The sequence below is a fragment of the Castellaniella hirudinis genome, from assembly GCF_042651965.1.
GTDB lineage: Bacteria > Pseudomonadota > Gammaproteobacteria > Burkholderiales > Burkholderiaceae_B > Castellaniella > Castellaniella hirudinis.
The window spans coordinates 354,848-375,595 of record NZ_JBHSDY010000005.1; the positions used below are offsets into that span (position 1 = coordinate 354,848).

The window sequence follows — 20,748 nt, forward strand, 5'->3', positions numbered from 1 at the left end:
GAGATGCGCCCATGTTAAATGAAAAAGGCAGCCTGACGGCTGCCTTTTAGAGCGACTCCTGCTACGGAAAGATGGCGTCACTTAGCATGTTTTTTGCCGCCGGGCCGCCCCAAGGCAAAAAGCGCCCCCTTGGGGGGCAGCAAGCAAGCGCCAGCTTGCGCAGCGTGGGGGTCCTTACTTCTTGACGGTGCCAGCAGTGCGGGCGAAGCGGGCGCGGAACTTTTCCACGCGGCCGGTTTCGACGATGCGGGTCTGGGCGCCGGTGTAGAAGGGATGCGATTCCGAAGTCACGTCGCACTTGAACAGCGGGTAGGTCTTGCCGTCGATCTCAGTCGTTTCGCGCGAATTCAGCGAGGAACGCGAGATGAACTTGTTGCCGGTCTGCAGGTCGAGGAACACGACCTCGCGGTATTCGGGGTGGATGCCTTCTTTCATGATGAAGTCCGTGGGTGGGTGATTAGGGGTCGCCAGCCGGATGGATGCAAGCAGTCGCTTTTAAAAAAGCCGGTCTGCATCAGAATCCTGGCAACGTATCCAAGATAAGCCCACCATTCTACTACGAGAGACGGGGGATGGTCCAGTTATACCTGCCCCCGCTCCGCCAAAGACGTAACCTCGGTCGCGCCGACGATCAGGTGGTCCAGCAGGCGTATGTCCACCAGGGCCAGGGCCTGTTTCAACTGGCGCGTCAGGGTGATGTCGGCCGGGCTGGGTTCGGCCAGGCCCGAAGGGTGGTTGTGGGCCAGGATCAGGGCGGCGGCGTGGTGACCCAGGGCGGCCTTGACGACTTCGCGAGGGTAGACCGAGGCGTGCGACAGCGTGCCGCGTGCAACCTCGCTGCATTCGATCAGTTGCAGCTGGCTGTCCAGGAACAGGGCGATGCAGTGCTCCACCCGCAGATGCGCCAGGCGCATCGCGCAGAATTGCTTGACCCGGTCGGGCTGGCTCAGGGCGCGGCCGTTGCGCAGCGGTTCTTCGAGTGCGCGGCGGCTCAGTTCCTGCACCGCCAGCAGTTCGCAGGTCTTGGCCGCGCCCATGCCCGGAAAGGCCAGCAGGGCCGGAGGGTCTGCCGTCAGCAGGCGGCGCAGTCCGCCGAAATGCTCGATCATCCGGTGGCCCATGTCGACGGCGGAACAGCCGCGCGTCCCGGTGCGCAGCAGCACGGCCAGCAGCTCGGCGGAGGTCAGCGCCTGGGCGCCGTGCCGCAGCAGGCGTTCGCGGGGACGTTCGAAACCGGGAGATCGGATGTCTTGCGGCATGATAGGCCTTAAAATGGTTGGGAAACCGCTATTTATTCAAGTGGTTCCCTGGTTTGCATTCAAATTCTTCACGGTGGCATTTTGACTTCAACTCACGCCGCGCAGCACGTCCGACCGGACTCTTATGTCACGCTGCACTACCGCATCGAACTGTTGACGGGTCCCGGAGCCGGGACCGTCTTTGTCGATACCTTCCTGGATCGGCCCGCGACCCTGCAGATGGGCATCGGCCAGTGGGCGCCGGGGATCGAGTCCCTGCTGCTCGATCGTCCCGAGGGCGAGCAGTTCACGGCGGACCTGCCTGCTGCCCAGGCCTATGGCGAGCGCAATCCGGACCTGCTGCGTTGGGTCGGGCGCGACGAGATGACGCGCAACGCCCCGCCGGACACCGAATTCGAGGCGGGCGACATGGTCGAATTCGTGGCCCCCAACGGCGGCCGCTATTCCGGCGTGCTCAAGACCCTGCGGGACGACGCGGCCCTGTTCGACTTCAACCATCCCCTGGCAGGCATCGACCTGCAGGTCGAAATCAAGATTCTGGGGGTGCTATGAGCAATACTGTGAGCGATCTCCCTGTGAACGACACCGATCAGCCGAGCGCACCGACCGGCGGTGACGCAGCCTCGGGCGCCGAAATCGTCCTGGCCCAGCCGCGCGGCTTTTGCGCCGGCGTGGACCGGGCCATCGAAATCGTCGAACGCGCCCTGGAGATCCACGGCGCGCCGATCTACGTGCGCCACGAGATCGTGCACAACCGCTACGTGGTCGAGGACCTGCGCGCCAAGGGCGCCATCTTCATCGACGAGCTCGAAGACGCCCCGGCGGACGCGATCGTGATCTTCTCCGCGCACGGCGTCTCGCGCGCGGTGCGCAACGAGGCCGATCAGCGCAGCCAGCGCATCTTCGACGCCACCTGCCCGCTGGTGACCAAGGTCCACGTCGAGGTCGCTCGCATGCGCAAAGAAGGCCGCGAGGTCATCATGATCGGCCACCGGGGCCACCCGGAGGTCGAAGGCACGCTGGGTCAGGCCGACGACGGCATGTATCTGGTCGAATCGGTCGAAGACGTCCAGGCGCTGCAGGTGCGCGATCCCGGACATCTGGCGTTCGTGACCCAGACCACGCTGTCCATCGATGACGCCGCCCAGGTGGCCGATGCCCTGCGCGTGCGCTTTCCCGGGATCGCCGAACCCAAGAAAAGCGATATCTGCTACGCCACGCAGAACCGCCAGGATGCCGTGCGCGTCATGGCGCCGCAATGCGATCTGGTGCTGGTGGTGGGCAGCCCGAACAGCTCCAATTCCAACCGCCTGCGCGAGGTTGCCGAGCGCAAAGGCGTGACCGCCTACCTGCTGGACCATCCCGACATGATCGACCCGGCCTGGCTGCAGGGGGCCCGTCGCGTCGGTGTGACCGCCGGGGCCTCTGCGCCTGAAATCCTGGTGCAGCAGGTGATTGATCGTCTGAAGACACTGGGCGTACGCTCCGTGCGGCCACTGGATGGGGTGCGCGAGCAGGTTTCCTTCCCCTTGCCCCGCGAGCTGTCCCGCAAACGCGCAGAATGACCTGAAAACCGGATTCAGCGGATCGGGTCGCATGCGCGTGCCCAGGGCGCGCTGTTTGCTGTCGCGCACCGTCGAATCGATTCAACTATGTAACAGCGCCTCCGGGCGCACTGATGGAGACAATCCCCGATGAGCTCACGCTCCATGAAGACCGCTGCCGGCCTGGTGGCCGCCCTGGCCCTCGCCTATACCGGCGCCTCCTGGTACGCCGGACGCACGGCCCAGGACCGCATCGAAACCTGGGTGGACCAGGCCAACAAAGAAATCGCGGCCCAATGGACCTCCGCCGACCCGCGGCCCGTGCTGAAGATTCAGGCGTACCAGCGGGGCGTGTTCAATTCGGACATCCGCTACGGCCTGGAATTTCGCGACGACGAAGGCAAGGAGCAGACGCTGGGTCTGCATGACGTGCTGCAGCACGGCCCCTGGCCCTGGACGGCCGTGCAGCAGGGCGAATGGCGGCCCGTGGCGGCGCTGAGCCTGATCGAACCCCTGCCGGGCGGCGTGTGGCAGCCCTGGTTCGACGCGCTGCCGGCCGGCACGGCGCCCTGGACCCTGGAGTCCCGGATCGGCTTCGACGGCGGGGTCGCCTCGAATTGGCGTCTGGCGCCGGTCAAGCTGGCCGATGGCCAGATGGACTTCAGTGGCGGCCTGGTGAAGATCGACTACGCTGCCGCGACGCGCGCGACGACCGTGTCCGGGCGTATCGACCAACTGGCGATCTCCAGTGAGGATTCCGGCGTCCGCGTGCGCTTCGAGGGCCTGGACTTCGGCGGCACCACCACCCAGAGCGGCGAGTCCGATCTGCAATCGAGCCAGCAGGCGACGTTCGGGCAGATTCTGATCGAAGTGCCCGATGTGCCGCCCGTGGCGTTCGTCGGGCCGTCGCTGCGCTCGGATACCGCGCGCACCGGCAGTCTGATGGACAACCGCCAGCACTACGACCTGGGCCAGGTGAAGGTCGACAGCCAGGATCTGGGCCGGATCACGCTGGCGCTGTCGGCCGAGCACCTCGACGTGCCGGCCTTCCAGGCCCTGGCCGCCGCGCTGGAACAGATGGGTGAGACTGACGAGGACCTGTCCGAACAGGACCAGGATCGCTTGATCAAGCTGGTCAAGCCCGTGCTGGCGGCCGGTCCGCGCCTGGGGCTCGACGGCCTGCGTTGGGAAACCCCGCAGGGCGCCAGCGAATTCAAGGCCCTGGCCGAATTCAAGGCGGCGGCCGAGGGTGAAGACCTGGACGTGGGCGGGCTGATCGAAAGCGCCATCCGCCAGTTGTCCCTGCAGATGAGCGTGTCCAAGCCCATGGTGTTGCAGGTCGTGCGCCAACTGTCGCAGGTGAAGGGCGTGGACGCCGGCACGGAGAATCCCGACATGGCCGTCGCGCTGGTCAGCATGCTGTTCGACCAGTACCTCGGCCAGTACGAGCGCCAGGGTCTGATCAAGCGCCAGGGCGACGCCGTCACCGCCGACTACCGCTATGCTGACGGGCAGGTCTCGGTCAACGGCCAGACCATGTCGCCGGCCGAGTTCATCGCGCAATTCGGCGATCTGGCGGGGATTGGAGAATAAGTCTTTCATAGACAAGCGGCCTGCAAGAAGGCCTTTTCGCCGCCGGGCCGCCCCAAGGCGAAAAGCGCCCCCTCGGGGGGCAGCAAGCGGCCGAAGGCTGCGCAGCGTGGGGGTGGTCCATTAATTGCGTGAATCGCCATCCGGGTAATTCAGGATGCCCGGATGGTGGAGTGCGCGTAGCCTTTCATGCTATGTTTCGAAAAATTTGCGGCAGCAGCGTGATCCGCTGCTGACCTCAGGTTTTCCGCCACTCGTGGTCACATCCAAAGAGGTAATGATGAACAAGATCTTCACGCGGACGCTGGGCCTGGCCCTGGTGTCCATGGCCATGGCGACCGCGCAGGCCGCCACCACGACCTACGTTTACTGTTCAGAAGGTTCGCCCGAGGGCTTCAACGCGGCGTTCTTCACGGCGGGCACGACCAACGACGCGACCCATCCGATCTTCGACCGCCTGGTTTCGTTCAAGGCCGGCACCACGGAAACCGAGCCGGGCCTGGCCGAATCCTGGGACGTCAGCGAAGACGGCAAGACCTATACCTTCCACCTGCGCAAGGGTGTGAAATTCCACTCCAGCAAACTGTTCAAGCCCAGTCGCGACTTCAACGCCGATGACGTGCTGTTTTCGTTTCTGCGCCAGAAGAACGCCGACCACCCCTACCACAAGGTCTCGAACGGTTCCTACCAGTACTTCAACGACATGGGCATGGGCAAGCTCATCGACCGCATCGAGAAGGTCGACGACCATACCGTGCGCTTCGTCCTGAACCGCCCCGAAGCCCCGTTCATCGCCAATCTGGCCATGGATTTCGCGTCCATCCAGTCGGCCGAATACGCCGATGCCATGATGAAGGCCAACACCCCGACCAAGGTCGACACCGATCCGATCGGCACCGGTCCGTTCGAGTTCAGCACCTACCAGAAGGACGCGCGCATCCTGTACAAGGCGTTCGGCGCCTACTGGGGCGACAAGGCCAAGGTCGACCGTTTGGTGTTCGCCATCACGCCCGATGCCTCGGTGCGCTACGCCAAGCTGCAGAAGAACGAATGCCAGTCCATGCCGTACCCGAATCCGGCCGATCTGGAATCGATGCGCAAGAACAAGGACATCCAGTTGCTGGAGCAGGCCGGCCTGAACGTCGGTTACCTGTCCTTCAACACCGAAAAGAAGCCCTACACCGACGTGCGCGTGCGCCAGGCCCTGTCCATGGCCATCGACAAGCCCGCCATCATCGCCGCCGTCTTCCAGGGCGCGGGCCAGCCGGCCAAGAACCTCCTGCCGCCGACGATGTGGGGCTATAACGACGCCGTCCAGGACTGGCCGTACGACGCGGCCAAGGCCAAGGCCTTGCTGGCCGAGGCGGGCTACCCGGACGGTTTCGAGACCGACCTGTGGGCCATGCCGGTGCAGCGCCCCTACAACCCCAACGCGCGGCGCATGGCCGAGATGATCCAGGCCGATTGGGCCAAGATCGGCGTCAAGGCCAAGATCGTCACCTACGAATGGGGCGAATACCTGAAGCGCACCAAGTCCGGCGAGCACCAGGCCATGCTGATCGGCTGGACGGGCGACAACGGCGACCCGGACAACTTCCTGGCGACGCTGTTCAGCTGCGCGGCGGCCAAGGACGGTTCCAACTATTCCCGCTGGTGCTACCAGCCCTTCGAGGACCTGATCCAGCCGGCCCGCGCCACGGCCGACCACGCCAAGCGCGTCGAGCTCTACAAGCAGGCCCAGGTCGTGATGCATGAGCAGGCCCCGGCCGTCATGATCGCGCACTCCACGGTGTTCGAACCCCTGCGCAAGGACGTCCAGGGCTTCAAGATCTCGCCCGTGGGCCGCCACATCTTCGACCACGTCAGCCTCGGCAAGTAAGTCGCCGCCGACCCACGATCCGCGCCCCGGCCCCTGCCTCGCAGGCCCGCCGGGGCGCGGCTCGTCACATTCTTCATTTGATCCTTCCATTTTCGGAGGGTGATTCCACGCCATGCTTGCCTTCATCCTTAAACGCGTCGGACTGGCCATCCCGACGTTCATCGGCATCACGCTGCTGACCTTTGCCTTCATCCATCTGATTCCCGGCGACCCGGTGATGATCATGGCGGGCGAACGCGGCCTGTCACCCGAGCGCCACGCGGCCATGATGGCCCAGTTGGGCCTGGATCAGCCGCTGTGGACGCAGTACGGCCATTACGTCTGGGGCGTGCTGCACGGCGACCTGGGCGCCTCGCTGACCACCCGCGAACCGATCTGGTCCGAATTCGTGCCGCGTTTCCAGGCGACGCTGGAACTCAGCATCGTCGCGCTGACGTTCGCCCTGGCGATCGGCATCCCGGTGGGCGTGCTGGCCGCCGTCAAGCGCGGCTCGTTCTTCGACCACGCCGCCATCACCGCAGCCCTGACCGGTTATTCCATGCCGGTGTTCTGGTGGGGCCTGATGCTGATCATGCTGGTGTCCGTGCAACTGGACCTGATGCCCGTGTCCGGGCGCGTCAGCGCGGCGGTGTTCCTGGACCCCGACGATCCCTTGACCGGCTTCATGCTGATCGACACGCTGCTGTTCGGCGAGGAAGGCAATTTCCTGGATGCCTTGCATCACATTCTGCTGCCGGCCTTCGTGCTGGCGACGATTCCGCTGGCGGTGATCGTGCGCATGACGCGGTCCTCGATGCTGGAAGTCCTGAACGAAGACTACATCCGCACCGCGCGCGCCAAGGGCTTGTCACGGATGCGGGTGGTCGTGGTGCATGCCCTGCGCAATGCGCTGCTGCCGGTGCTGACGGTGGTCGGGCTGCAGGTGGGCGTGCTGATGGTCGGGGCGATCCTGACCGAAACCATTTTTTCCTGGCCGGGCGTCGGGCGCTGGTTGATCCATGGCCTGGAACAGCGCGACTACCCGGTCGTGCAGGGCGGCGTGCTGATGGTCGCCACCCTCATCATCATCGTCAATATGTGCGTCGATATCCTGTATGGACTGGCCGATCCGCGCATCCGCCATCGCCGGGGGAGGAACTGACATGTCCACGACCACAAGCGTGACGATGCCGGCGCCGCCGGGACCGTTCAAATCCTTCTGGCAGGATTTCCGCCGCAACCGCGGGGCGCTGATCGGCCTGTATTACATCGCGGCCATGCTGCTGATTGCGATCTTTGCGGGGTGGATCGCGCCGCACGATCCGTCCACGCAGTACCGCGACGCCTTGCTGCATCCGCCCGTCTGGATGGACGGCGGTTCCTGGCGTTTCATCCTGGGCACCGACGACGTGGGCCGCGACATCCTGTCGCGCCTGATGCACGGCGCGCGCCTGTCGCTGCTGGTCGGCTTTCTGGTGGTCAGCGTCTCGCTGGTGCTGGGGATCTTCCTGGGCGTCATCGCCGGCTATATGGGCGGCATCGTCGACATCGGCATCATGCGATTGGTCGACATCATGCTGGCCCTGCCCAGCCTGCTGATGGCGCTGGTGCTGGTGGCGATCTTCGGGCCGTCGATCGTCAATGCGTCCCTGGCGCTCAGTTTCGTGGCGCTGCCGCACTACGTGCGTCTGACGCGCGCGGCGGTGCTGCGCGAAATGACCTGCGACTACGTGATCGCCTCGCGCGTGGTGGGGGCGGGGGCCTGGCGGCAGATGTTCGTCAACATCCTGCCCAACTGCCTGGCGCCGCTCATCGTGCAGGCGTCCCTGGGCTTTTCCAACGCCATTCTGGACATGGCGGCGCTGGGTTTCCTGGGCATGGGCGCCCAGCCGCCCACCCCGGAATGGGGCACCATGCTGGCCAATGTGCTGCAATTCGCACAGAGCGCCTGGTGGGTCGTGACCTTTCCGGGCCTGGCGATTCTGCTGGCTGTGCTGGCGTTCAATCTGATGGGCGACGGGCTGCGCGACGCCCTCGATCCGCGTCTGAAAGTGTAGGAGGACGGACCATGTTGGAAATCCAGAATCTGTCCGTGCATTTTGGCGAGGAAGCCGCGCCCTTCAAGGCCGTGGACCGCATCAGCTACAGCGTCCAGGCGGGCGAAGTCGTGGGCCTGGTGGGGGAATCCGGTTCGGGGAAATCCGTCAGTTCCCTGGCGCTGATGGGCCTGATCGACTTCCCCGGCCGGGTGCATGCCGACGCCCTGCGCTTTGACGGCCAGGACCTGCTGCGCATGCCGGAAAAGCAGCGCCGTTCGCTGGTCGGGTCCGAGGTCTCGATGATCTTCCAGGATCCGATGACCAGCCTGAACCCCTGTTATACGGTCGAATACCAGATCACCGAGGCCTTGCGCGCCCACGGCGGCGGTTCGCGGCGTGCGCTGCGGACCCGGGTGATCGAATTGCTGGAGCAGGTCGGCATCCCCGACCCTGAATCGCGCCTGCGGGCCTACCCGCACCAGTTGTCGGGCGGCATGAGCCAGCGCGTCATGATCGCCATGGCCATCGCCTGCAAGCCGCGCCTGCTGATCGCCGACGAGCCCACTACGGCGCTGGACGTGACCATTCAGGCCCAGATCATGGACCTGCTGCTGTCCTTGCAGCGCAGAGAGGGCCTGGGGCTGGTGCTGATCACCCACGACCTGGCGCTGGTCGCCGAGGCCGCCGACCGCATCCTGGTGATGTACGCCGGGCAACTGGTGGAATCCGGCCCCGCGTCGGACATCTTCCGCCGCCCGCGCCATCCTTACACCCAGGCGCTGCTGCGGGCGCTGCCGGAATTTTCCCAGGGCGCCGAGCGCCTGGTGTCGCTGCCGGGCGTGGTCCCGGGGCGCTACGACCGGCCCCAGGGCTGCCTGCTCAGCCCGCGCTGTCCCTATGCCACCGAGCAGTGCCGCGTCCGCGAACCGGACCTGGCCGGTCCGGCAGGCCGGCAGGTCAAATGCCATACCCCGCTGGACGATGCCGGCCTGCCCAAGCAGGCGGCGCTGGAGATCCAAGCATGACAACGCTTCAAGAACCTGTGCGGCAGGCCACGCAGGCGGCTCCCGTCGAATACGTCCTGCAGGCCATCGACCTCAAGCGCCATTACGCCGTGGACGGCGGTTTCCTGAAACCGGCCAAGTCCGTCAAGGCCCTGGACGGCGTGTCCTTCAGCCTGCAGGCAGGCCGCACCCTGGCGGTGGTCGGCGAGTCGGGCTGCGGCAAATCCACGCTGGCGCGCGTGCTGACCATGATCGAGCCGCCCACCGCCGGGCAACTGCTGTATCGGGGCCAGGACGTGTCCCGCGCCGATCCGGCGCTGGCGAAACTGCGCCGCAGCAAGATCCAGATCATCTTCCAGAATCCCTATGCCTCGCTGAACCCGCGCAAGCGCATCGGCGACATCCTGGAAGAACCGCTGCTCATCAACTCCCCGCTGGATGCGCGCGAACGCCGCGCCAAAGGCCAGGCCATGATGGAACGCGTGGGCCTGCGGCCGGAACACTATGGCCGCTATCCGCACATGTTCTCCGGCGGCCAGCGCCAGCGCATCGCCATCGCCCGGGGGCTGATGCTGGAGCCCGAGATTCTGGTGGCCGACGAGGCCGTCTCGGCGCTGGACGTCTCGGTGCGCGCCCAGGTGCTGAACCTGATGCAGGATCTGCAGCGCGACCTGGGCCTGGCCTACGTATTCATTTCCCACGACCTGTCGGTGATCGAGCATCTGGCCGACGAAGTCATGGTCATGTATCTGGGACGGGTGGTGGAGCAGGGCGCCAAAGAGGCGATCTTCGGCCGGCCGCTGCACCCCTACACCCAGGCGCTGCTGTCGGCGACGCCGCGCCTGAACGACGCCGCGCGGCGCGAACGCATCAAGCTGTCGGGCGAACTGCCCAGCCCGCTGAATCCGCCGCCCGGCTGTCCCTTCAGTTCGCGCTGCCACCGGGTCATGCCGGTGTGCCGCGAGCGCCTGCCGGCCCTGCTGCCGCAAGGCGGGCGGCAGGTGGCGTGCTTTGCCGTGGAGCAGGATCTGGAGAAATGAGCATGGAAACCGTCTTCACCCGCATTCTGGCCGGCGAGATTCCGGCCGCCATCGTCCATCGCGACGCCCGTGTGTTCGCCTTCATGGATGCCGGTCAGTTGAACCCGGGCCATGTGCTGGTGGCGACCTGCGAGCCTTATGCCACCTTGCTCGACATGGACGAGGACCTGGCGGCTGAACTGATGCGTCTGGCCTACCGCGTGGCCCGCGCCGTCCAGGACGCCTTTCAGCCCGAGGGGCTGACCCTGCTGCAGGCCAACCGTCCGGCCGGCTGGCAGACGGTGCCGCACGCTCATATCCACGTGCTGCCGCGCTACGAGAATGACGGCGTGGGCCTGGTCTGGCCGCGCAAGGACCCGGGCATGGAAGTGTTGCGCGAATATGCCGCACGCATCCGATTGGGTTGAATCCAGCCGGCTGAAACTGATCGTTTGAGCTTGAATGAACGGGACCTGCGGGTCCTGTTTTTCATGATGCAGTGCAATATCAAGGGTGATTTAGGGGTTATTCATAACTGCGGTTTTCCCTTAAGTGATAACCCTGATTATTTTGCGCTGCATCATTCAAGATTCAAATAAATTATTTTTCTGAATCAAAGAGATACGTCGCCATTCCGTGCGAGGGAGACACGTGTCCGAAAGCCCCTGTCCGGTTCGAATCAGTCCCTGTCTGATTAGCGTAAGTTTTGCGTAAGTTTCAAATTTTACTAATAGCATCACGCAGAAATCCGGCCCTTTGAAAATCCGGTCCGCGATTGACTGCAGGGATAAAAACAAAGCTGTTTCACACAAAAATAAATCGCGGGTTTTAGCTGGAATGAATGTGTTTCAGCCGGGCGCATCCGGTGCCCGGGGCCACTTACCAGGAGACGAGACAATGAAAGACAACAAGACTTTGGGACAAGCCATGCAGACGCAGGTCAAGCGCCGTTCGGTGCTGAAGGCCGGCGCCGCCGGGGTTGCCGGCGGCATGCTGATGCCCGGCGCCGCCCGGGTCGCGCTGGCCGACGACAAGAAACCCCTGGGGGCCTGGCCCGCAGGCTCGGAGGGCGACTCCATCGTCCTGGGCCTGACTGTCGATCTGACCGGACCGTATTCGGCGCAAGGCGCCGCGCAGCAGCGCGGCTACGAGCTGGCCGTCGAGCACATCAACAATGGCGATCCCGTCCTCAAGGAAATTTCTGCCGACCTCAAGAAAGGGGTGCTGGGCAAGCCGCTGAAAATCGTCTCGGCCGATGCCGAAACGAAACCCAACACCGGCGTGCAGTCGGCCACGCGTTTCATCCACGACAACAAGGCGATGATGATCTCCGGCAGCACCAGCAGCGCGGTGGCCATCGCCCTGGAAAAGGTCTGCAACCGCGAACATACGCCGTATTTCACGGCCATTTCCGGGTCCAATGAAACCACCGGCGTCGATTGCCAGCGCTATGGCTTCCGCCCCTGCTACTTCGCCTACATGGCCTGCAAGGCGGTTGCGCCCGTGGCCGCCAAGGAACTCGGCAAGAACCGCAAGGCCGCGTACCTGACGCCCGACTATACGTACGGCCACACCACCACGCAGTCGATGAAGGAATTCACCGAAAAAGAAGGCTGGACGACGGTCACCAACCAGGTCCACCCGCTGGGCGCCAAGGACTACAGCTCCTACCTGATCAACATCGCCAATACCGATGCCGACGTGCTGGTGTGCGTGGCCTATGGCGCGGATGCCGCCAATGCCATCAAGCAGGCCAAACAATTCGGTCTGCTCGACAAGATGAAAGTCGTCGTGCCTTACAGCTCGGCCTACATCGAAGAGGAAGTCGGCGCCGATCTGATGGAAGGCGTCATCGTGGCCCAGGGGTTCTGGTGGACCCTGCAGGACAAATACCCCCAAGCCAAGCACTTCGTCGATGCCTATGAGAAGAAGTTCAAGGGCAAGCCGCGCGACTCGTCTTTCTATGCCTATCTGGCCGTGATGGTCTGGGCGGCCGCCGTCGAGCGCGCAGGGGGGCTGTATCCGCCCGACGTCGTCAAGGCGCTGGAATCGGGCGCGGTCCTGAATCTCGCCACGGGGCCGTTCTCGATCCGTCCCGAGGATCACCAGGGCGTCGTCAACTTCCCGGTCATGCGCGGCAAGAAAAAAGCCGACATGAAGAATCCGGACGATTACTACGAAATCGTCCAGGTCGTCGAGGGCAAGGACGTGGTGCCGGATCTGGGTGTGCTGGGCTGCAAATTGGGTGATTACATCTGAGCAATCCGTGTCTCCCGGGGCCTTGCGGCCCCGGGAGCAGCCACTGTCCGGGACTTGAAGGAGGTACCCGAGCATGTCATTGTTTCTCTCACAATTATTCAATGGGCTGACGACCGGTTTGTTGTTGGCGTTGATCAGTACCGGCCTGACCATTATTTACGGCACGCTCGGTGTCATCAATTTCGCACACGGCGCCCTGTTCGTCGTGGGGGGGTATGCGGGCTATACGGTCTATGGCCTGACGGAGTCGTTCGTGCTGGCCCTGGCCGGCGGGGCCGCCGTGGCGCTGGCCTGCGGCCTGGTCATAGAGCGCGGCCTGATGCGCAAGTTCTACAGCCGTCCGCCCGAAGACCAGATCCTGGTCACGTTCGGCCTGAGCATCATCCTCATTGAAATCATCCGCGGCATTTACGGCGGCGTCAGCCTGTCGGTCTCGCCGCCGGAATGGGGCATGGGGATCGCCAAAATCGGTTCGCTCATCTATCCGATGTACCGGCTGGAAACGCTCGCCATTGCGGCGGTGACCCTGCTGGTGCTGTATTTCATCCTGTATCGCACCAGCCTGGGCCTGGTGGTGCGCGCGGGCATCGAGGACGCGCAGATGGTCGATGCCCTGGGCATCAACATCAAGCGGGCTTTCCTGGTGGTGTTCGGCCTGGGCGCCATGGCGGCCGGGTTTGCCGGGGTGGTCAATTCGCCCATCGTGGCGCTGACGCCGGACATGGGCTTTCGCTACCTGGTCGAATCCTTCGTGGTGGTGGTGATCGGCGGCGTGGGATCTTTCCCGGGGGCCATCGTGGGCGGCATCATCGCCGGAGAAATCCTCAGCCTCACGGCCATGGTGAATCCCCAGTATTCCGATGTGATGCTGTTCGTCGCCATGGCGCTGGTGCTGGTGTTCCGTCCGCAAGGTCTCATGGGTCAGGAGGGTCGGGAATGAGTTCATCGCAATCAACGACGGCCGAAGTCGCGGGTTCGGCCCGGTCTGTCAAACAGGGAGGGGGAGGCATGATCATGCGTGGACGGCTGCCCGAAATGTGGGTGGGACTCGGCCTGATCCTGGCGCCTTTCATCTTGCCGGCCATCGGCATGAGCCCCGATTTGCTGACCCGGATCCTGATCCTCGGCCTGTTCGGCCTGGGCTTCGATCTGCTGTTCGGCTACACCGGACTGTTGTCCTTCGGCCAGGCGGCTTTTTTCGGTACGGGCGGATTCGTCACGGCCTATCTGCTGACCGACGGGGTCGTGCCCAATATGCTGCTGGCGCTGGTCATCGGCACGGTCGCGGCCGCCGTCATGGGCCTGCTCATCGGTTATCTCACCTTGCGGCGCACGGGCATTTACTTTGCCATGAGCACACTGGCCTTCGGCGAGATGTTCTTCTTCATGGAAAACTCGGTCTTCAAGGAGTACACCGGGGGCGAAAACGGGATCGCGGGCGTGCCGTCGCCTGAAATCGCGCTGGGCTTCATCAATATCAAGATCGGCAGCGGCTGGCCCATGTACTGGTTCGTGGCGCTGGTGTTCTTCGTCGGCTATCTCATCGCCCGCCGCATCGTGCGCTCGCCGTTCGGCGCCGTGCTCAAAGCCATCCAGGGCAATCCCAAGCGCGCGACTGCGCTGGGCCATTCGATCCAGTCGTACAAGCTCATGGTCTTCGTCGTGGCGGCTGCATACGGCGGTCTGGCGGGCGGCTTGCTGGGCTTGTTCCAGTCCTATATGCCGCCCGATGCCTTCTCGCTGGATACCTCGGCGCAACTGGTGATCCAGACCGTGATGGGCGGGGCCGGCACGCTGCTGGGGCCGTTGCTGGGCGCGACCATCTGGCTCTACCTGTACGACGGCCTGCAGCAGGTGGGCAGCCTCGGACCCTACTGGAAGCTGATCCTCGGCGTGGTCTTCGTCGTGCTGGTGACGGTGTTCCGCCGTGGGGTGGCCGGCGCCATCATCCAGCTCTGGCAACGGACGCGCAAGCTGCCTGCCGGCATCGATGTCGACGCCAGCAGCAAAGTGGCCAGCGCGCTGGATATCGTGCCGCCCCTGGCGACGACCAAGCCCGGCGCGCCGGTGCTGGAAGCGCGCGGCGTCAGCAAGCACTACGGCGGCCTGAAGGCCAACTCGGACATCGACTTCACCCTGCGCGAAGGCGAACTGCACGGCGTGATCGGCCCCAACGGCGCCGGCAAATCCACCTTCTTCGCGATGCTGGCGGGTGAATTGCCGACGACCACGGGCAAGGTCTTCTTCCGTGGCCAGGAAATCACCGGCATCGGCGTGACCTCGGTCTGCCAGTTGGGCATGAGCAAGAGCTACCAGATCAACCAGCTCTTCGAACACCTGACCGTGCGCCAGAACATGATGATTCCGGTGCTGGCGCGGTTGCGCGGGCGCTATCGCAGCGACCTGCTGAGCAGCCTGCATTCCGATCACCTGGATTCCCAGGTCAATGCGGCCATCGCCCTGGTGGACCTCAGCCACCATGCCGATACGCAGGTCTCGGAGATGTCCTACGGCGAAAAGCGTCGCCTGGAAATCGGCCTGGCGCTGGCCACGGGCGCCAACGTGCTGCTGTTCGACGAACCGCTGGCGGGCCTCGGACCCGAGGAGCGGGTGCTGGTGGTGGCGCTGCTCAAGTCGATCCGCCAGGGCCGCAGCATGGTGATCGTCGAGCACGACATGGATGCCATGTTTGAACTGGCCGAACGCATCACGGTCCTGTACGAAGGCCGCAAACTGGCCGAAGGCACGCCCGACGATATCCGCCGCGATCCGTCGGTCCAGGCGGCCTACCTTGGAGGGATGGACGATGAGTCTGCTTGAAATCGACAAGATCAACAGCTATTACGGTGACTCGCACATCCTGTTCGACGTCTCGATGCGGATCGAGGAGCACGAGGTCGTGGCGCTGCTGGGGCGCAACGGGGCCGGCAAGAGCACCACGATGAAATCCCTGATGGGCATGGTCGAGGTCAAGTCCGGCACCATCCGCCACCGGGGCGTGGAAATCCAGCATCTGCCGCCTTACGGCCGCGCAGGGCTGGGCATCCAGCTGGTGCCCGAGGAGCGCCGCGTATTCGGTTCGATCTCGGTGCAGGAAAACCTGCAACTGGCGGCCATGACGGCGCCCAAGCCGCGCACCCTGGACGAGATCTACGCGACCTTCCCGCGCCTGGCCGAACGCAAGCGCAACCGGGGCAAGCAGTTGTCCGGGGGCGAGCAGCAGATGCTGGCGATCGCGCGGGCCATGATACGCAACGCCGACATCATTCTGCTGGACGAGCCTTTCGAAGGGCTGGCCCCGCTGATCGTGCGCGATCTGATGTCCGTGTGCCGCCAGTTGGCGGACGCGGGCCAGACGATCGTGATCGTGGAACAGAACGTACGTGCTGCGCTGTCGCTGGCCGACCGCGCCTATATCGTCAACAACGGCCATGTGGTGTACGAGGGTACGCCCAAGGACCTGCACGAAAACGGTGAGATCATCGAACGCTATCTCGGCGTCAAAGCCTGACCTTTTTCGTGTCCGGTCCGCCGGGCGATTCCCGGGTTCCGCGCTTGCGCGGACCCGGGTTTTTTTATGCGCCGGGCCGCCCCAAGGCGAAAAGCGCCCCCTCGGGGGCGGCGGCAAGCCGGGGGCGCAGCGTGGGGGCCTTGTTCGGATTCAGTCTTCCGCCAAAGCACTCAAAACAAAATCGGCGCGTTCCGCGACGCTGACTTTCGGCAGGAGCGAGACCGTGTAGCCCGAGGACGGATAGGCGTGCTGCAGCCGTTCGAATTCAGTCAAGGCCGCCTCCAGATCATGACGGCGTTCGGTGTCTTGCCGGTAGATTTCCGGCCAGGGTGGGGCCAGGAAGACGCGGGGGTGATACCGGCAGGACTGGACCTGGGGTAAGACCGGGTCTCCGCTCAGCGCCTGCAGGGCGGCGGCGATATCGATCAGGCTTCGATCGAAAAAGACCCACTGCCGGCTGTCGCGCGGCGCGTGGGCATGGTCGTGCCGGGCCATCTCCAGGGCGCGCCGCAGGAATGCCATCATGTCGACCCATGGCAGGGCGTGGCCGCCTGCGCGCGTTTCTGCCTGGACGACCCGCCGTCCGGCTTCTTCGATCACGGTATGGCCGCGCCGTTGAAGTTCGGCCAGCAGCGTGGATTTTCCGCCGCCCGAGCAGCCGGAGAGGATGACGAAACGATTCACGGTTTGGCCGCCCGCCTCGCGAACACCAGCACATTGCCCAGGATGACGAGCGCCAATCCCGCCACGGCATAGGGCGTCCATTGATACCCTTCGGCCACCGAGGAAATGCTCAGGGCCACCACCGGGAACAGCACCGTGCAGTAAGCCGTGCGCACCGGACCGATGCGGCCCACCAAGGTCAGATAGGCGGTGAAACCGACGACGGAACCGAAGACCGCCAGGTACAGCAGCGCCCCGACATAGGCCGGCGAGGGGTCGAAATCAAAGGGCTGGCCCGTCAGCACGCAGCCCGCCAGCAGGATCAGCGAGCCGTACAGCATGCTGTAGGCATTGCCTGTCAGGGGGCCGATGCCGGCGCGCTGCTGGGCCGACGACAGCATGTTGCCGGTCGAAAAGCACAGCGTGCCCAGCAGCGCCAGGCCCAGGCCCAGCAGGGTTTCCAGGGTGGCGGTCTGGCCGGCCAGTTCAGGCCAGAACAGCAGCGCCAGGCCCGCGAGGCCAAAGGCGCCGCCCAGCATGACGCGCGGCGTGATGCGGGTGCCGAACCACAGGCGCGCGTTCAGCGCATTCCACAGGGTGGCGGCGGAAAACACCACCGACACCAGGCCGCTGGAGATCCACTGCGTGGCGTTGTAGAAGCACAGGAAGTTCAGGCAGAACAGGCACAGACCCTGGCCCAGGCACAGTACGTGGCCGCGCCGGTCCAGCCGCTGCAGGCGGCCCAGCGCGATCAGGGCGCCCAGCAGGATCGCCGAGGCGAGTCCGAAGCGGTAGAAGATCGACACCGGGATGGCGACGATGCCCAGTTGCAGTTTGATGGCGATCCAGGTGGTGCCCCAGATCAATACGGTCAGCAAATACAGGAAGGCGTTCATGGTGAGGGTCGGTTCGCCGGAACGGGACGCGCGCCCGTGTCAAAGTGGATCCGTGTCAGTCTAGGCGCGCCGCCGGCCGATGAATTGCCTTTTCTTGCGGATTTTTCGCTTCAGGCGGCAGGCGGATCGTATCCGGGCCTGCCGCCTGGCGTACGATGAGCAGCTTATGAACGCACTCGCCTCGGATCCGTCCGATTTTGCCCTGTTCCCTATGCTGCGCAGCGCCCGCGTCCAGTTGGATCGGGCGACCACGCTGGGCGAAGGCCTGGCCGCAGCCCAATGGAACCGCGACCTGCGCACCGGCCCTGGCCTGGTGGACTACGACATGCCCGGCCACCATACCCTGTCGCTCTACCTGCAAGGCGGCGAAACCTGCTTTCGCCTGGATCACGGCGACCTGCGCGGCGGCGCGGGCAAGTTCTGCGTACTGCCGGATCAGCATCATTCGCGTTGGAGCATGAACGATGACGTGCGCTTTCTGCATCTGTACATCACGCCCCGGCGTCTGGCGCGCGAGGCCGTCATGCGGCTGGACTGCGAGCCCCGCGCACTGGAGCTGCGTGATCGGACGTACATCCGCGACCCGTCTCTGGAGCGGGCATGCCGCGCGCTGCTGAACGTGGACTGGAGCGTGCCGGCCGGGCGGTTGGCCGCCAGCGCCGCCGCCGAGGGGGTGCTGCACCACCTGTTGACGCAGAGCACCGGGCGCCGCGCCCGGGCCGACGATCTGGGCGGACTGGCGCCGGCCGTGCGGCGCCGGGTGCGGGACTACGTCGACGCCCACCTGGACGAGGCCCTGACGCTGGACGAACTGGCGGGCGTGGCGGTCCTGTCCACCTACCATTTCGCGCGCATGTTCCATGTGTCGTTCGGCGAACCGCCCCACGCCTGGGTGCTGGGGCGCCGTTTGGCGCGCGCGCGTGAGCTGCTGGCCCGTTCCCGGGATGACCTGGCCGGCGTGGCCCGGGCCTGCGGATTCGGCAGTGCCAGCCACTTCAGCCGCGTGTTCCTGCAGGCCACCGGCATCACGCCGGGCCGGTACCGCGCTGCCGTGGGCTTTGCTTGAACCGGCCGGCTGCAGCCGCCTTGAGCAGGCGCTGAAAGGTCGGGCAGTGCGCATGGCTGACGGCGGGGCATTGCGCGGCATGGCGCAAACCCTGGCTCATGGCCCGCAGCCGTTTGATGGTCGCATCGATTTCGTCAGCTTTGGCCGACAGCACTGCGCGATCCACCTGCGGGGCGCCCGCAGGCGTGAGCATGGCGAGGATTTCGTCCAGTGAAAGGCCGCCGGCCTGCCCGAGCGCGATGAGCGCCAACTGATCCAGCACGCCGGGCGCGAAGCGCCGCCGTTCGCCGGCCGGGCGGGTCGAGGAGATCAAACCTTTCTTTTCATAGAACCTCAGTGTGGAGGATGGTACGCCCGTGCGCCGGGCGACTTCTGCAATGTCCATGACGCGCCTCTTGACTTGAAGTTGACTTTAACTTCTAGCATACCGGTGAATGAGGATCCGATGGATGGAAAAGGAAAGGACATGATCTCGATGAGCGAAGGCGTCAGGGTGATTCTGGTCGGGGTGGGCGCGACCGTCGTGATGGATGTGTGGTCGCTCATCCTGAAGGGCTTGGGCATGCCCACGCTGAATTTGGCGATGGTGGGCCGATGGGCCGGCCACGCCTGGAAGGGCAGGGTCGTGCACGCCGGCATCGCCCGGGCTGCGCCGGTGCCGGGCGAATCGGCGCTGGGGTGGATGGTGCATTACGCCGTGGGGATCGTGTTCTCCGCCGTGCTGGCGGGCGTGTGCGGTACGGCGTGGCTGCATGCCCCCACCTGGCCGCCCGCCCTGGCGGTCGGTCTGGCGACGGCTGCCATGCCTCTGTTCGTCATGCAGCCCGCCATGGGCGCGGGGATTGCCTCGTCGCGCACGCCGGCGCCGCTGAAAAACTGCCTGCGCAGTCTGCTTGCGCATGCCGTCTTTGGCTGCGGGCTTTATCTGTCTGCCGTCGCGCTCAAACAGGTGTGGGTGTGAACGGCGGCCAGGGTGTTAATCTATAGCCCGTTTCATTCCCTCCACGACGCGTCTCCATGTCCACCCCCCCCGGTTCCGCGCCCGCCGCGGATGGCGGCATTCTGCAGTATGTCGCTTCCAGCCAGTTGCCTATGCCCTGGGCCGTCTTCCGGATCCACGCTTTTGCCGAGCCCGCCACGGGCAAGGAACACGTGGCCCTGACGCTGGGCGACCCGTTCGGGGATGAGCCCGTGCTGGCGCGCATCCATTCCGAGTGCCTGACGGGCGACGCCCTGTTCAGCCAGCGCTGCGATTGCGGCGCCCAACTGGAGGCCGCCCTGCAGCGCATTGCAGAGGAGGGCCGGGGCATCATCATGTACTTGCGCCAGGAAGGCCGGGGTATCGGTCTGCTGAACAAGATCCGCGCCTATCAGTTGCAGGACGAGGGCGCCGACACGGTCGAGGCCAACGAACGCCTGGGGTTCCCGGCCGACATGCGCCGCTACGATCTGTGCCGCCCCATGCTGGATCATTTCGGCATCCGCAGCGTGCGCCTGATGACCAACAACCCGCGCAAGGAGCGCGTGTTGACGGACCTGGGCATCACGGTCGCCGAGCACATCCCGCTGCAGGTCAACCGCAATCCCTACAACGAGCAATACCTGCGCACCAAGGCGCGCAAGCTGGGCCACCAGTTCAAGGAATACTTCGGCGAAGCCCCCTAGTGTCCTGTCTGGCTAGTTCCGATCTTTACCTTCGGCGCCTGGCCTCGCCATGCTGCGTTGCAAATCCTCGCGATAGCACCGCTATCGCTGCGGTTTGCGCCTTGCCTGACAAGCCCATGCATCCGAATTTAAATGACCAAACTAACCAGACAGGACACTAGCGCAGGCCGGGCGGCGTATCCAGACGGGCCGTTTCGCGGCTCGTGCGCGTCGTGCTCACCAGTCCGATCGGCCCTGAAAACCATGCCGCAGGGTCGGGAGAGCCGCGCGCACGACAGGCCTCATGGATAATACCGATGGTGACCAGGATTGCCGACATGTTAAAACTCGAAGAGTTGCAGGCTTCTTTTCAGCGGACTTTATCGTGACGACTGA

The 20,748-nt window shown here is 64.8% G+C and carries 22 protein-coding genes; 16 read left to right on the top strand and 6 right to left on the bottom strand.

Translation table 11 applies throughout. The features are described from left to right. Positions 1–174: 174 nt before the first annotated feature. Both ACFO0J_RS09890 and radC read right to left on the bottom strand, forming a co-directional pair. Positions 175–435 carry a type B 50S ribosomal protein L31 gene (locus ACFO0J_RS09890; protein WP_376812898.1) on the bottom strand — a complete coding sequence of 87 codons (261 nt, stop codon included), beginning with the start codon at positions 433–435 and terminating at the stop codon, positions 175–177. Between the two features lie 146 nt (positions 436–581). Beyond that, positions 582–1,259: a RadC family protein gene (radC, locus tag ACFO0J_RS09895; RefSeq protein ID WP_376812899.1), complete on the bottom strand. Its 678-nt coding sequence runs from the start codon at positions 1,257–1,259 to the stop codon at positions 582–584. An 81-nt stretch (positions 1,260–1,340) separates the two neighbouring features. Here radC and ACFO0J_RS09900 point away from each other — a divergent pair, with 81 nt between their 5' ends. The 13 genes from ACFO0J_RS09900 (at position 1,341) to ACFO0J_RS09960 (ending at position 16,083) form a co-directional block, all read left to right on the top strand. After that, positions 1,341–1,811 carry an FKBP-type peptidyl-prolyl cis-trans isomerase gene (locus tag ACFO0J_RS09900; protein ID WP_376812900.1) on the top strand — a complete coding sequence of 157 codons (471 nt, stop codon included), beginning with the start codon at positions 1,341–1,343 and terminating at the stop codon, positions 1,809–1,811. 23 nt (positions 1,812–1,834) lie between these two features. Beyond that, positions 1,835–2,824, top strand: a complete 990-nt coding sequence (ispH, locus tag ACFO0J_RS09905) for a 4-hydroxy-3-methylbut-2-enyl diphosphate reductase (RefSeq protein WP_376812995.1) — start codon at positions 1,835–1,837, stop codon at positions 2,822–2,824. Positions 2,825–2,953: 129 nt separating this feature from the next. Continuing rightward, a complete protein-coding gene (locus tag ACFO0J_RS09910) occupies positions 2,954–4,396 on the top strand; it encodes a YdgA family protein (RefSeq protein ID WP_376812901.1) in 1,443 nt (480 codons plus the stop codon). 274 nt (positions 4,397–4,670) lie between these two features. Beyond that, entirely contained in the window at positions 4,671–6,272 is a 1,602-nt protein-coding gene (locus ACFO0J_RS09915) for an ABC transporter substrate-binding protein (protein ID WP_376812902.1), read from the top strand. A 112-nt stretch (positions 6,273–6,384) separates the two neighbouring features. Next, the gene (gene dppB, locus ACFO0J_RS09920; RefSeq protein WP_376812903.1) at positions 6,385–7,413 is read left to right on the top strand and encodes a dipeptide ABC transporter permease DppB; all 1,029 of its coding nucleotides are present in this window, start codon (positions 6,385–6,387) and stop codon (positions 7,411–7,413) included. Between the two features lies 1 nt (position 7,414). After that, positions 7,415–8,308, top strand: coding sequence for a dipeptide ABC transporter permease DppC (gene dppC / locus ACFO0J_RS09925; RefSeq protein ID WP_376812904.1), 894 nt, complete (start codon positions 7,415–7,417; stop codon positions 8,306–8,308). 11 nt (positions 8,309–8,319) lie between these two features. Next, a complete protein-coding gene (gene dppD / locus ACFO0J_RS09930; protein ID WP_376812905.1) occupies positions 8,320–9,315 on the top strand; it encodes a dipeptide ABC transporter ATP-binding protein in 996 nt (331 codons plus the stop codon). Next, a complete protein-coding gene (locus tag ACFO0J_RS09935; protein ID WP_376812906.1) occupies positions 9,312–10,334 on the top strand; it encodes a peptide ABC transporter ATP-binding protein in 1,023 nt (340 codons plus the stop codon). Before dppD ends, ACFO0J_RS09935 begins: the two co-directional genes overlap by 4 nt. Further along, the gene (locus ACFO0J_RS09940; RefSeq protein WP_376812907.1) at positions 10,331–10,741 is read left to right on the top strand and encodes an HIT family protein; all 411 of its coding nucleotides are present in this window, start codon (positions 10,331–10,333) and stop codon (positions 10,739–10,741) included. The genes ACFO0J_RS09935 and ACFO0J_RS09940 overlap by 4 nt, the downstream gene beginning before the upstream one ends. A 469-nt stretch (positions 10,742–11,210) precedes the next feature. Next, a complete protein-coding gene (locus ACFO0J_RS09945) occupies positions 11,211–12,572 on the top strand; it encodes a substrate-binding protein (RefSeq protein WP_376812908.1) in 1,362 nt (453 codons plus the stop codon). Positions 12,573–12,645: 73 nt separating this feature from the next. Next, positions 12,646–13,512, top strand: coding sequence for a branched-chain amino acid ABC transporter permease (locus tag ACFO0J_RS09950; RefSeq protein ID WP_376812909.1), 867 nt, complete (start codon positions 12,646–12,648; stop codon positions 13,510–13,512). A gap of 68 nt (positions 13,513–13,580) precedes the next feature. Next, on the top strand, positions 13,581–15,392 hold the full coding sequence (locus ACFO0J_RS09955; protein ID WP_376812910.1) for a branched-chain amino acid ABC transporter ATP-binding protein/permease: 1,812 nt from the start codon (positions 13,581–13,583) through the stop codon (positions 15,390–15,392). Next, positions 15,379–16,083 carry an ABC transporter ATP-binding protein gene (locus ACFO0J_RS09960; protein WP_376812911.1) on the top strand — a complete coding sequence of 235 codons (705 nt, stop codon included), beginning with the start codon at positions 15,379–15,381 and terminating at the stop codon, positions 16,081–16,083. The genes ACFO0J_RS09955 and ACFO0J_RS09960 overlap by 14 nt, the downstream gene beginning before the upstream one ends. 150 nt (positions 16,084–16,233) lie before the next feature. Here the strand turns inward: ACFO0J_RS09960 and ACFO0J_RS09965 are convergent, their stop codons facing one another. After that, positions 16,234–16,767, bottom strand: coding sequence for an AAA family ATPase (locus ACFO0J_RS09965; protein WP_376812912.1), 534 nt, complete (start codon positions 16,765–16,767; stop codon positions 16,234–16,236). Next, positions 16,764–17,642, bottom strand: coding sequence for a DMT family transporter (locus ACFO0J_RS09970; protein ID WP_376812913.1), 879 nt, complete (start codon positions 17,640–17,642; stop codon positions 16,764–16,766). The genes ACFO0J_RS09965 and ACFO0J_RS09970 overlap by 4 nt, the downstream gene beginning before the upstream one ends. Before the next feature lie 166 nt (positions 17,643–17,808). Between ACFO0J_RS09970 and ACFO0J_RS09975 the strand changes: the two genes are divergently transcribed. Next, entirely contained in the window at positions 17,809–18,708 is a 900-nt protein-coding gene (locus ACFO0J_RS09975; RefSeq protein ID WP_376812914.1) for an AraC family transcriptional regulator, read from the top strand. On the opposite strand, the gene ACFO0J_RS09980 is transcribed toward ACFO0J_RS09975, so the two are convergent. Beyond that, the gene (locus tag ACFO0J_RS09980) at positions 18,668–19,093 is read right to left on the bottom strand and encodes a helix-turn-helix domain-containing protein (protein WP_376812915.1); all 426 of its coding nucleotides are present in this window, start codon (positions 19,091–19,093) and stop codon (positions 18,668–18,670) included. The genes ACFO0J_RS09975 and ACFO0J_RS09980 overlap by 41 nt on opposite strands. 81 nt (positions 19,094–19,174) lie before the next feature. Between ACFO0J_RS09980 and ACFO0J_RS09985 the strand changes: the two genes are divergently transcribed. Together ACFO0J_RS09985 and ribA are read left to right on the top strand one after the other, a co-directional pair. After that, positions 19,175–19,669, top strand: a complete 495-nt coding sequence (locus ACFO0J_RS09985; RefSeq protein ID WP_376812916.1) for a DUF2938 domain-containing protein — start codon at positions 19,175–19,177, stop codon at positions 19,667–19,669. 56 nt (positions 19,670–19,725) lie between these two features. Then, positions 19,726–20,373 carry a GTP cyclohydrolase II gene (ribA, locus tag ACFO0J_RS09990; protein ID WP_376812917.1) on the top strand — a complete coding sequence of 216 codons (648 nt, stop codon included), beginning with the start codon at positions 19,726–19,728 and terminating at the stop codon, positions 20,371–20,373. 157 nt (positions 20,374–20,530) lie between these two features. Here the strand turns inward: ribA and ACFO0J_RS09995 are convergent, their stop codons facing one another. Then, the gene (locus ACFO0J_RS09995; protein WP_376812918.1) at positions 20,531–20,692 is read right to left on the bottom strand and encodes a hypothetical protein; all 162 of its coding nucleotides are present in this window, start codon (positions 20,690–20,692) and stop codon (positions 20,531–20,533) included. Positions 20,693–20,748: the final 56 nt, after the last annotated feature.

Excerpts from the sequence above, each read along its gene's own strand:
- ACFO0J_RS09890 (WP_376812898.1), bottom strand. The coding sequence starts at position 435 with ATGAAAGAAGGCATCCACCCCGAATACCGCGAGGTCGTGTTCCTCGAC.
- radC (WP_376812899.1), bottom strand. The coding sequence starts at position 1,259 with ATGCCGCAAGACATCCGATCTCCCGGTTTCGAACGTCCCCGCGAACGC.
- ACFO0J_RS09910 (WP_376812901.1), top strand. The coding sequence starts at position 2,954 with ATGAGCTCACGCTCCATGAAGACCGCTGCCGGCCTGGTGGCCGCCCTG.
- ACFO0J_RS09915 (WP_376812902.1), top strand. The coding sequence starts at position 4,671 with ATGATGAACAAGATCTTCACGCGGACGCTGGGCCTGGCCCTGGTGTCC.
- dppB (WP_376812903.1), top strand. The coding sequence starts at position 6,385 with ATGCTTGCCTTCATCCTTAAACGCGTCGGACTGGCCATCCCGACGTTC.
- dppC (WP_376812904.1), top strand. The coding sequence starts at position 7,415 with ATGTCCACGACCACAAGCGTGACGATGCCGGCGCCGCCGGGACCGTTC.
- dppD (WP_376812905.1), top strand. The coding sequence starts at position 8,320 with ATGTTGGAAATCCAGAATCTGTCCGTGCATTTTGGCGAGGAAGCCGCG.
- ACFO0J_RS09935 (WP_376812906.1), top strand. The coding sequence starts at position 9,312 with ATGACAACGCTTCAAGAACCTGTGCGGCAGGCCACGCAGGCGGCTCCC.
- ACFO0J_RS09940 (WP_376812907.1), top strand. The coding sequence starts at position 10,331 with ATGAGCATGGAAACCGTCTTCACCCGCATTCTGGCCGGCGAGATTCCG.
- ACFO0J_RS09945 (WP_376812908.1), top strand. The coding sequence starts at position 11,211 with ATGAAAGACAACAAGACTTTGGGACAAGCCATGCAGACGCAGGTCAAG.
- ACFO0J_RS09950 (WP_376812909.1), top strand. The coding sequence starts at position 12,646 with ATGTCATTGTTTCTCTCACAATTATTCAATGGGCTGACGACCGGTTTG.
- ACFO0J_RS09955 (WP_376812910.1), top strand. The coding sequence starts at position 13,581 with ATGATCATGCGTGGACGGCTGCCCGAAATGTGGGTGGGACTCGGCCTG.
- ACFO0J_RS09960 (WP_376812911.1), top strand. The coding sequence starts at position 15,379 with ATGAGTCTGCTTGAAATCGACAAGATCAACAGCTATTACGGTGACTCG.
- ACFO0J_RS09970 (WP_376812913.1), bottom strand. The coding sequence starts at position 17,642 with ATGAACGCCTTCCTGTATTTGCTGACCGTATTGATCTGGGGCACCACC.
- ACFO0J_RS09975 (WP_376812914.1), top strand. The coding sequence starts at position 17,809 with ATGAACGCACTCGCCTCGGATCCGTCCGATTTTGCCCTGTTCCCTATG.
- ACFO0J_RS09980 (WP_376812915.1), bottom strand. The coding sequence starts at position 19,093 with ATGGACATTGCAGAAGTCGCCCGGCGCACGGGCGTACCATCCTCCACA.
- ACFO0J_RS09985 (WP_376812916.1), top strand. The coding sequence starts at position 19,175 with ATGATCTCGATGAGCGAAGGCGTCAGGGTGATTCTGGTCGGGGTGGGC.
- ribA (WP_376812917.1), top strand. The coding sequence starts at position 19,726 with ATGTCCACCCCCCCCGGTTCCGCGCCCGCCGCGGATGGCGGCATTCTG.
- ACFO0J_RS09995 (WP_376812918.1), bottom strand. The coding sequence starts at position 20,692 with ATGTCGGCAATCCTGGTCACCATCGGTATTATCCATGAGGCCTGTCGT.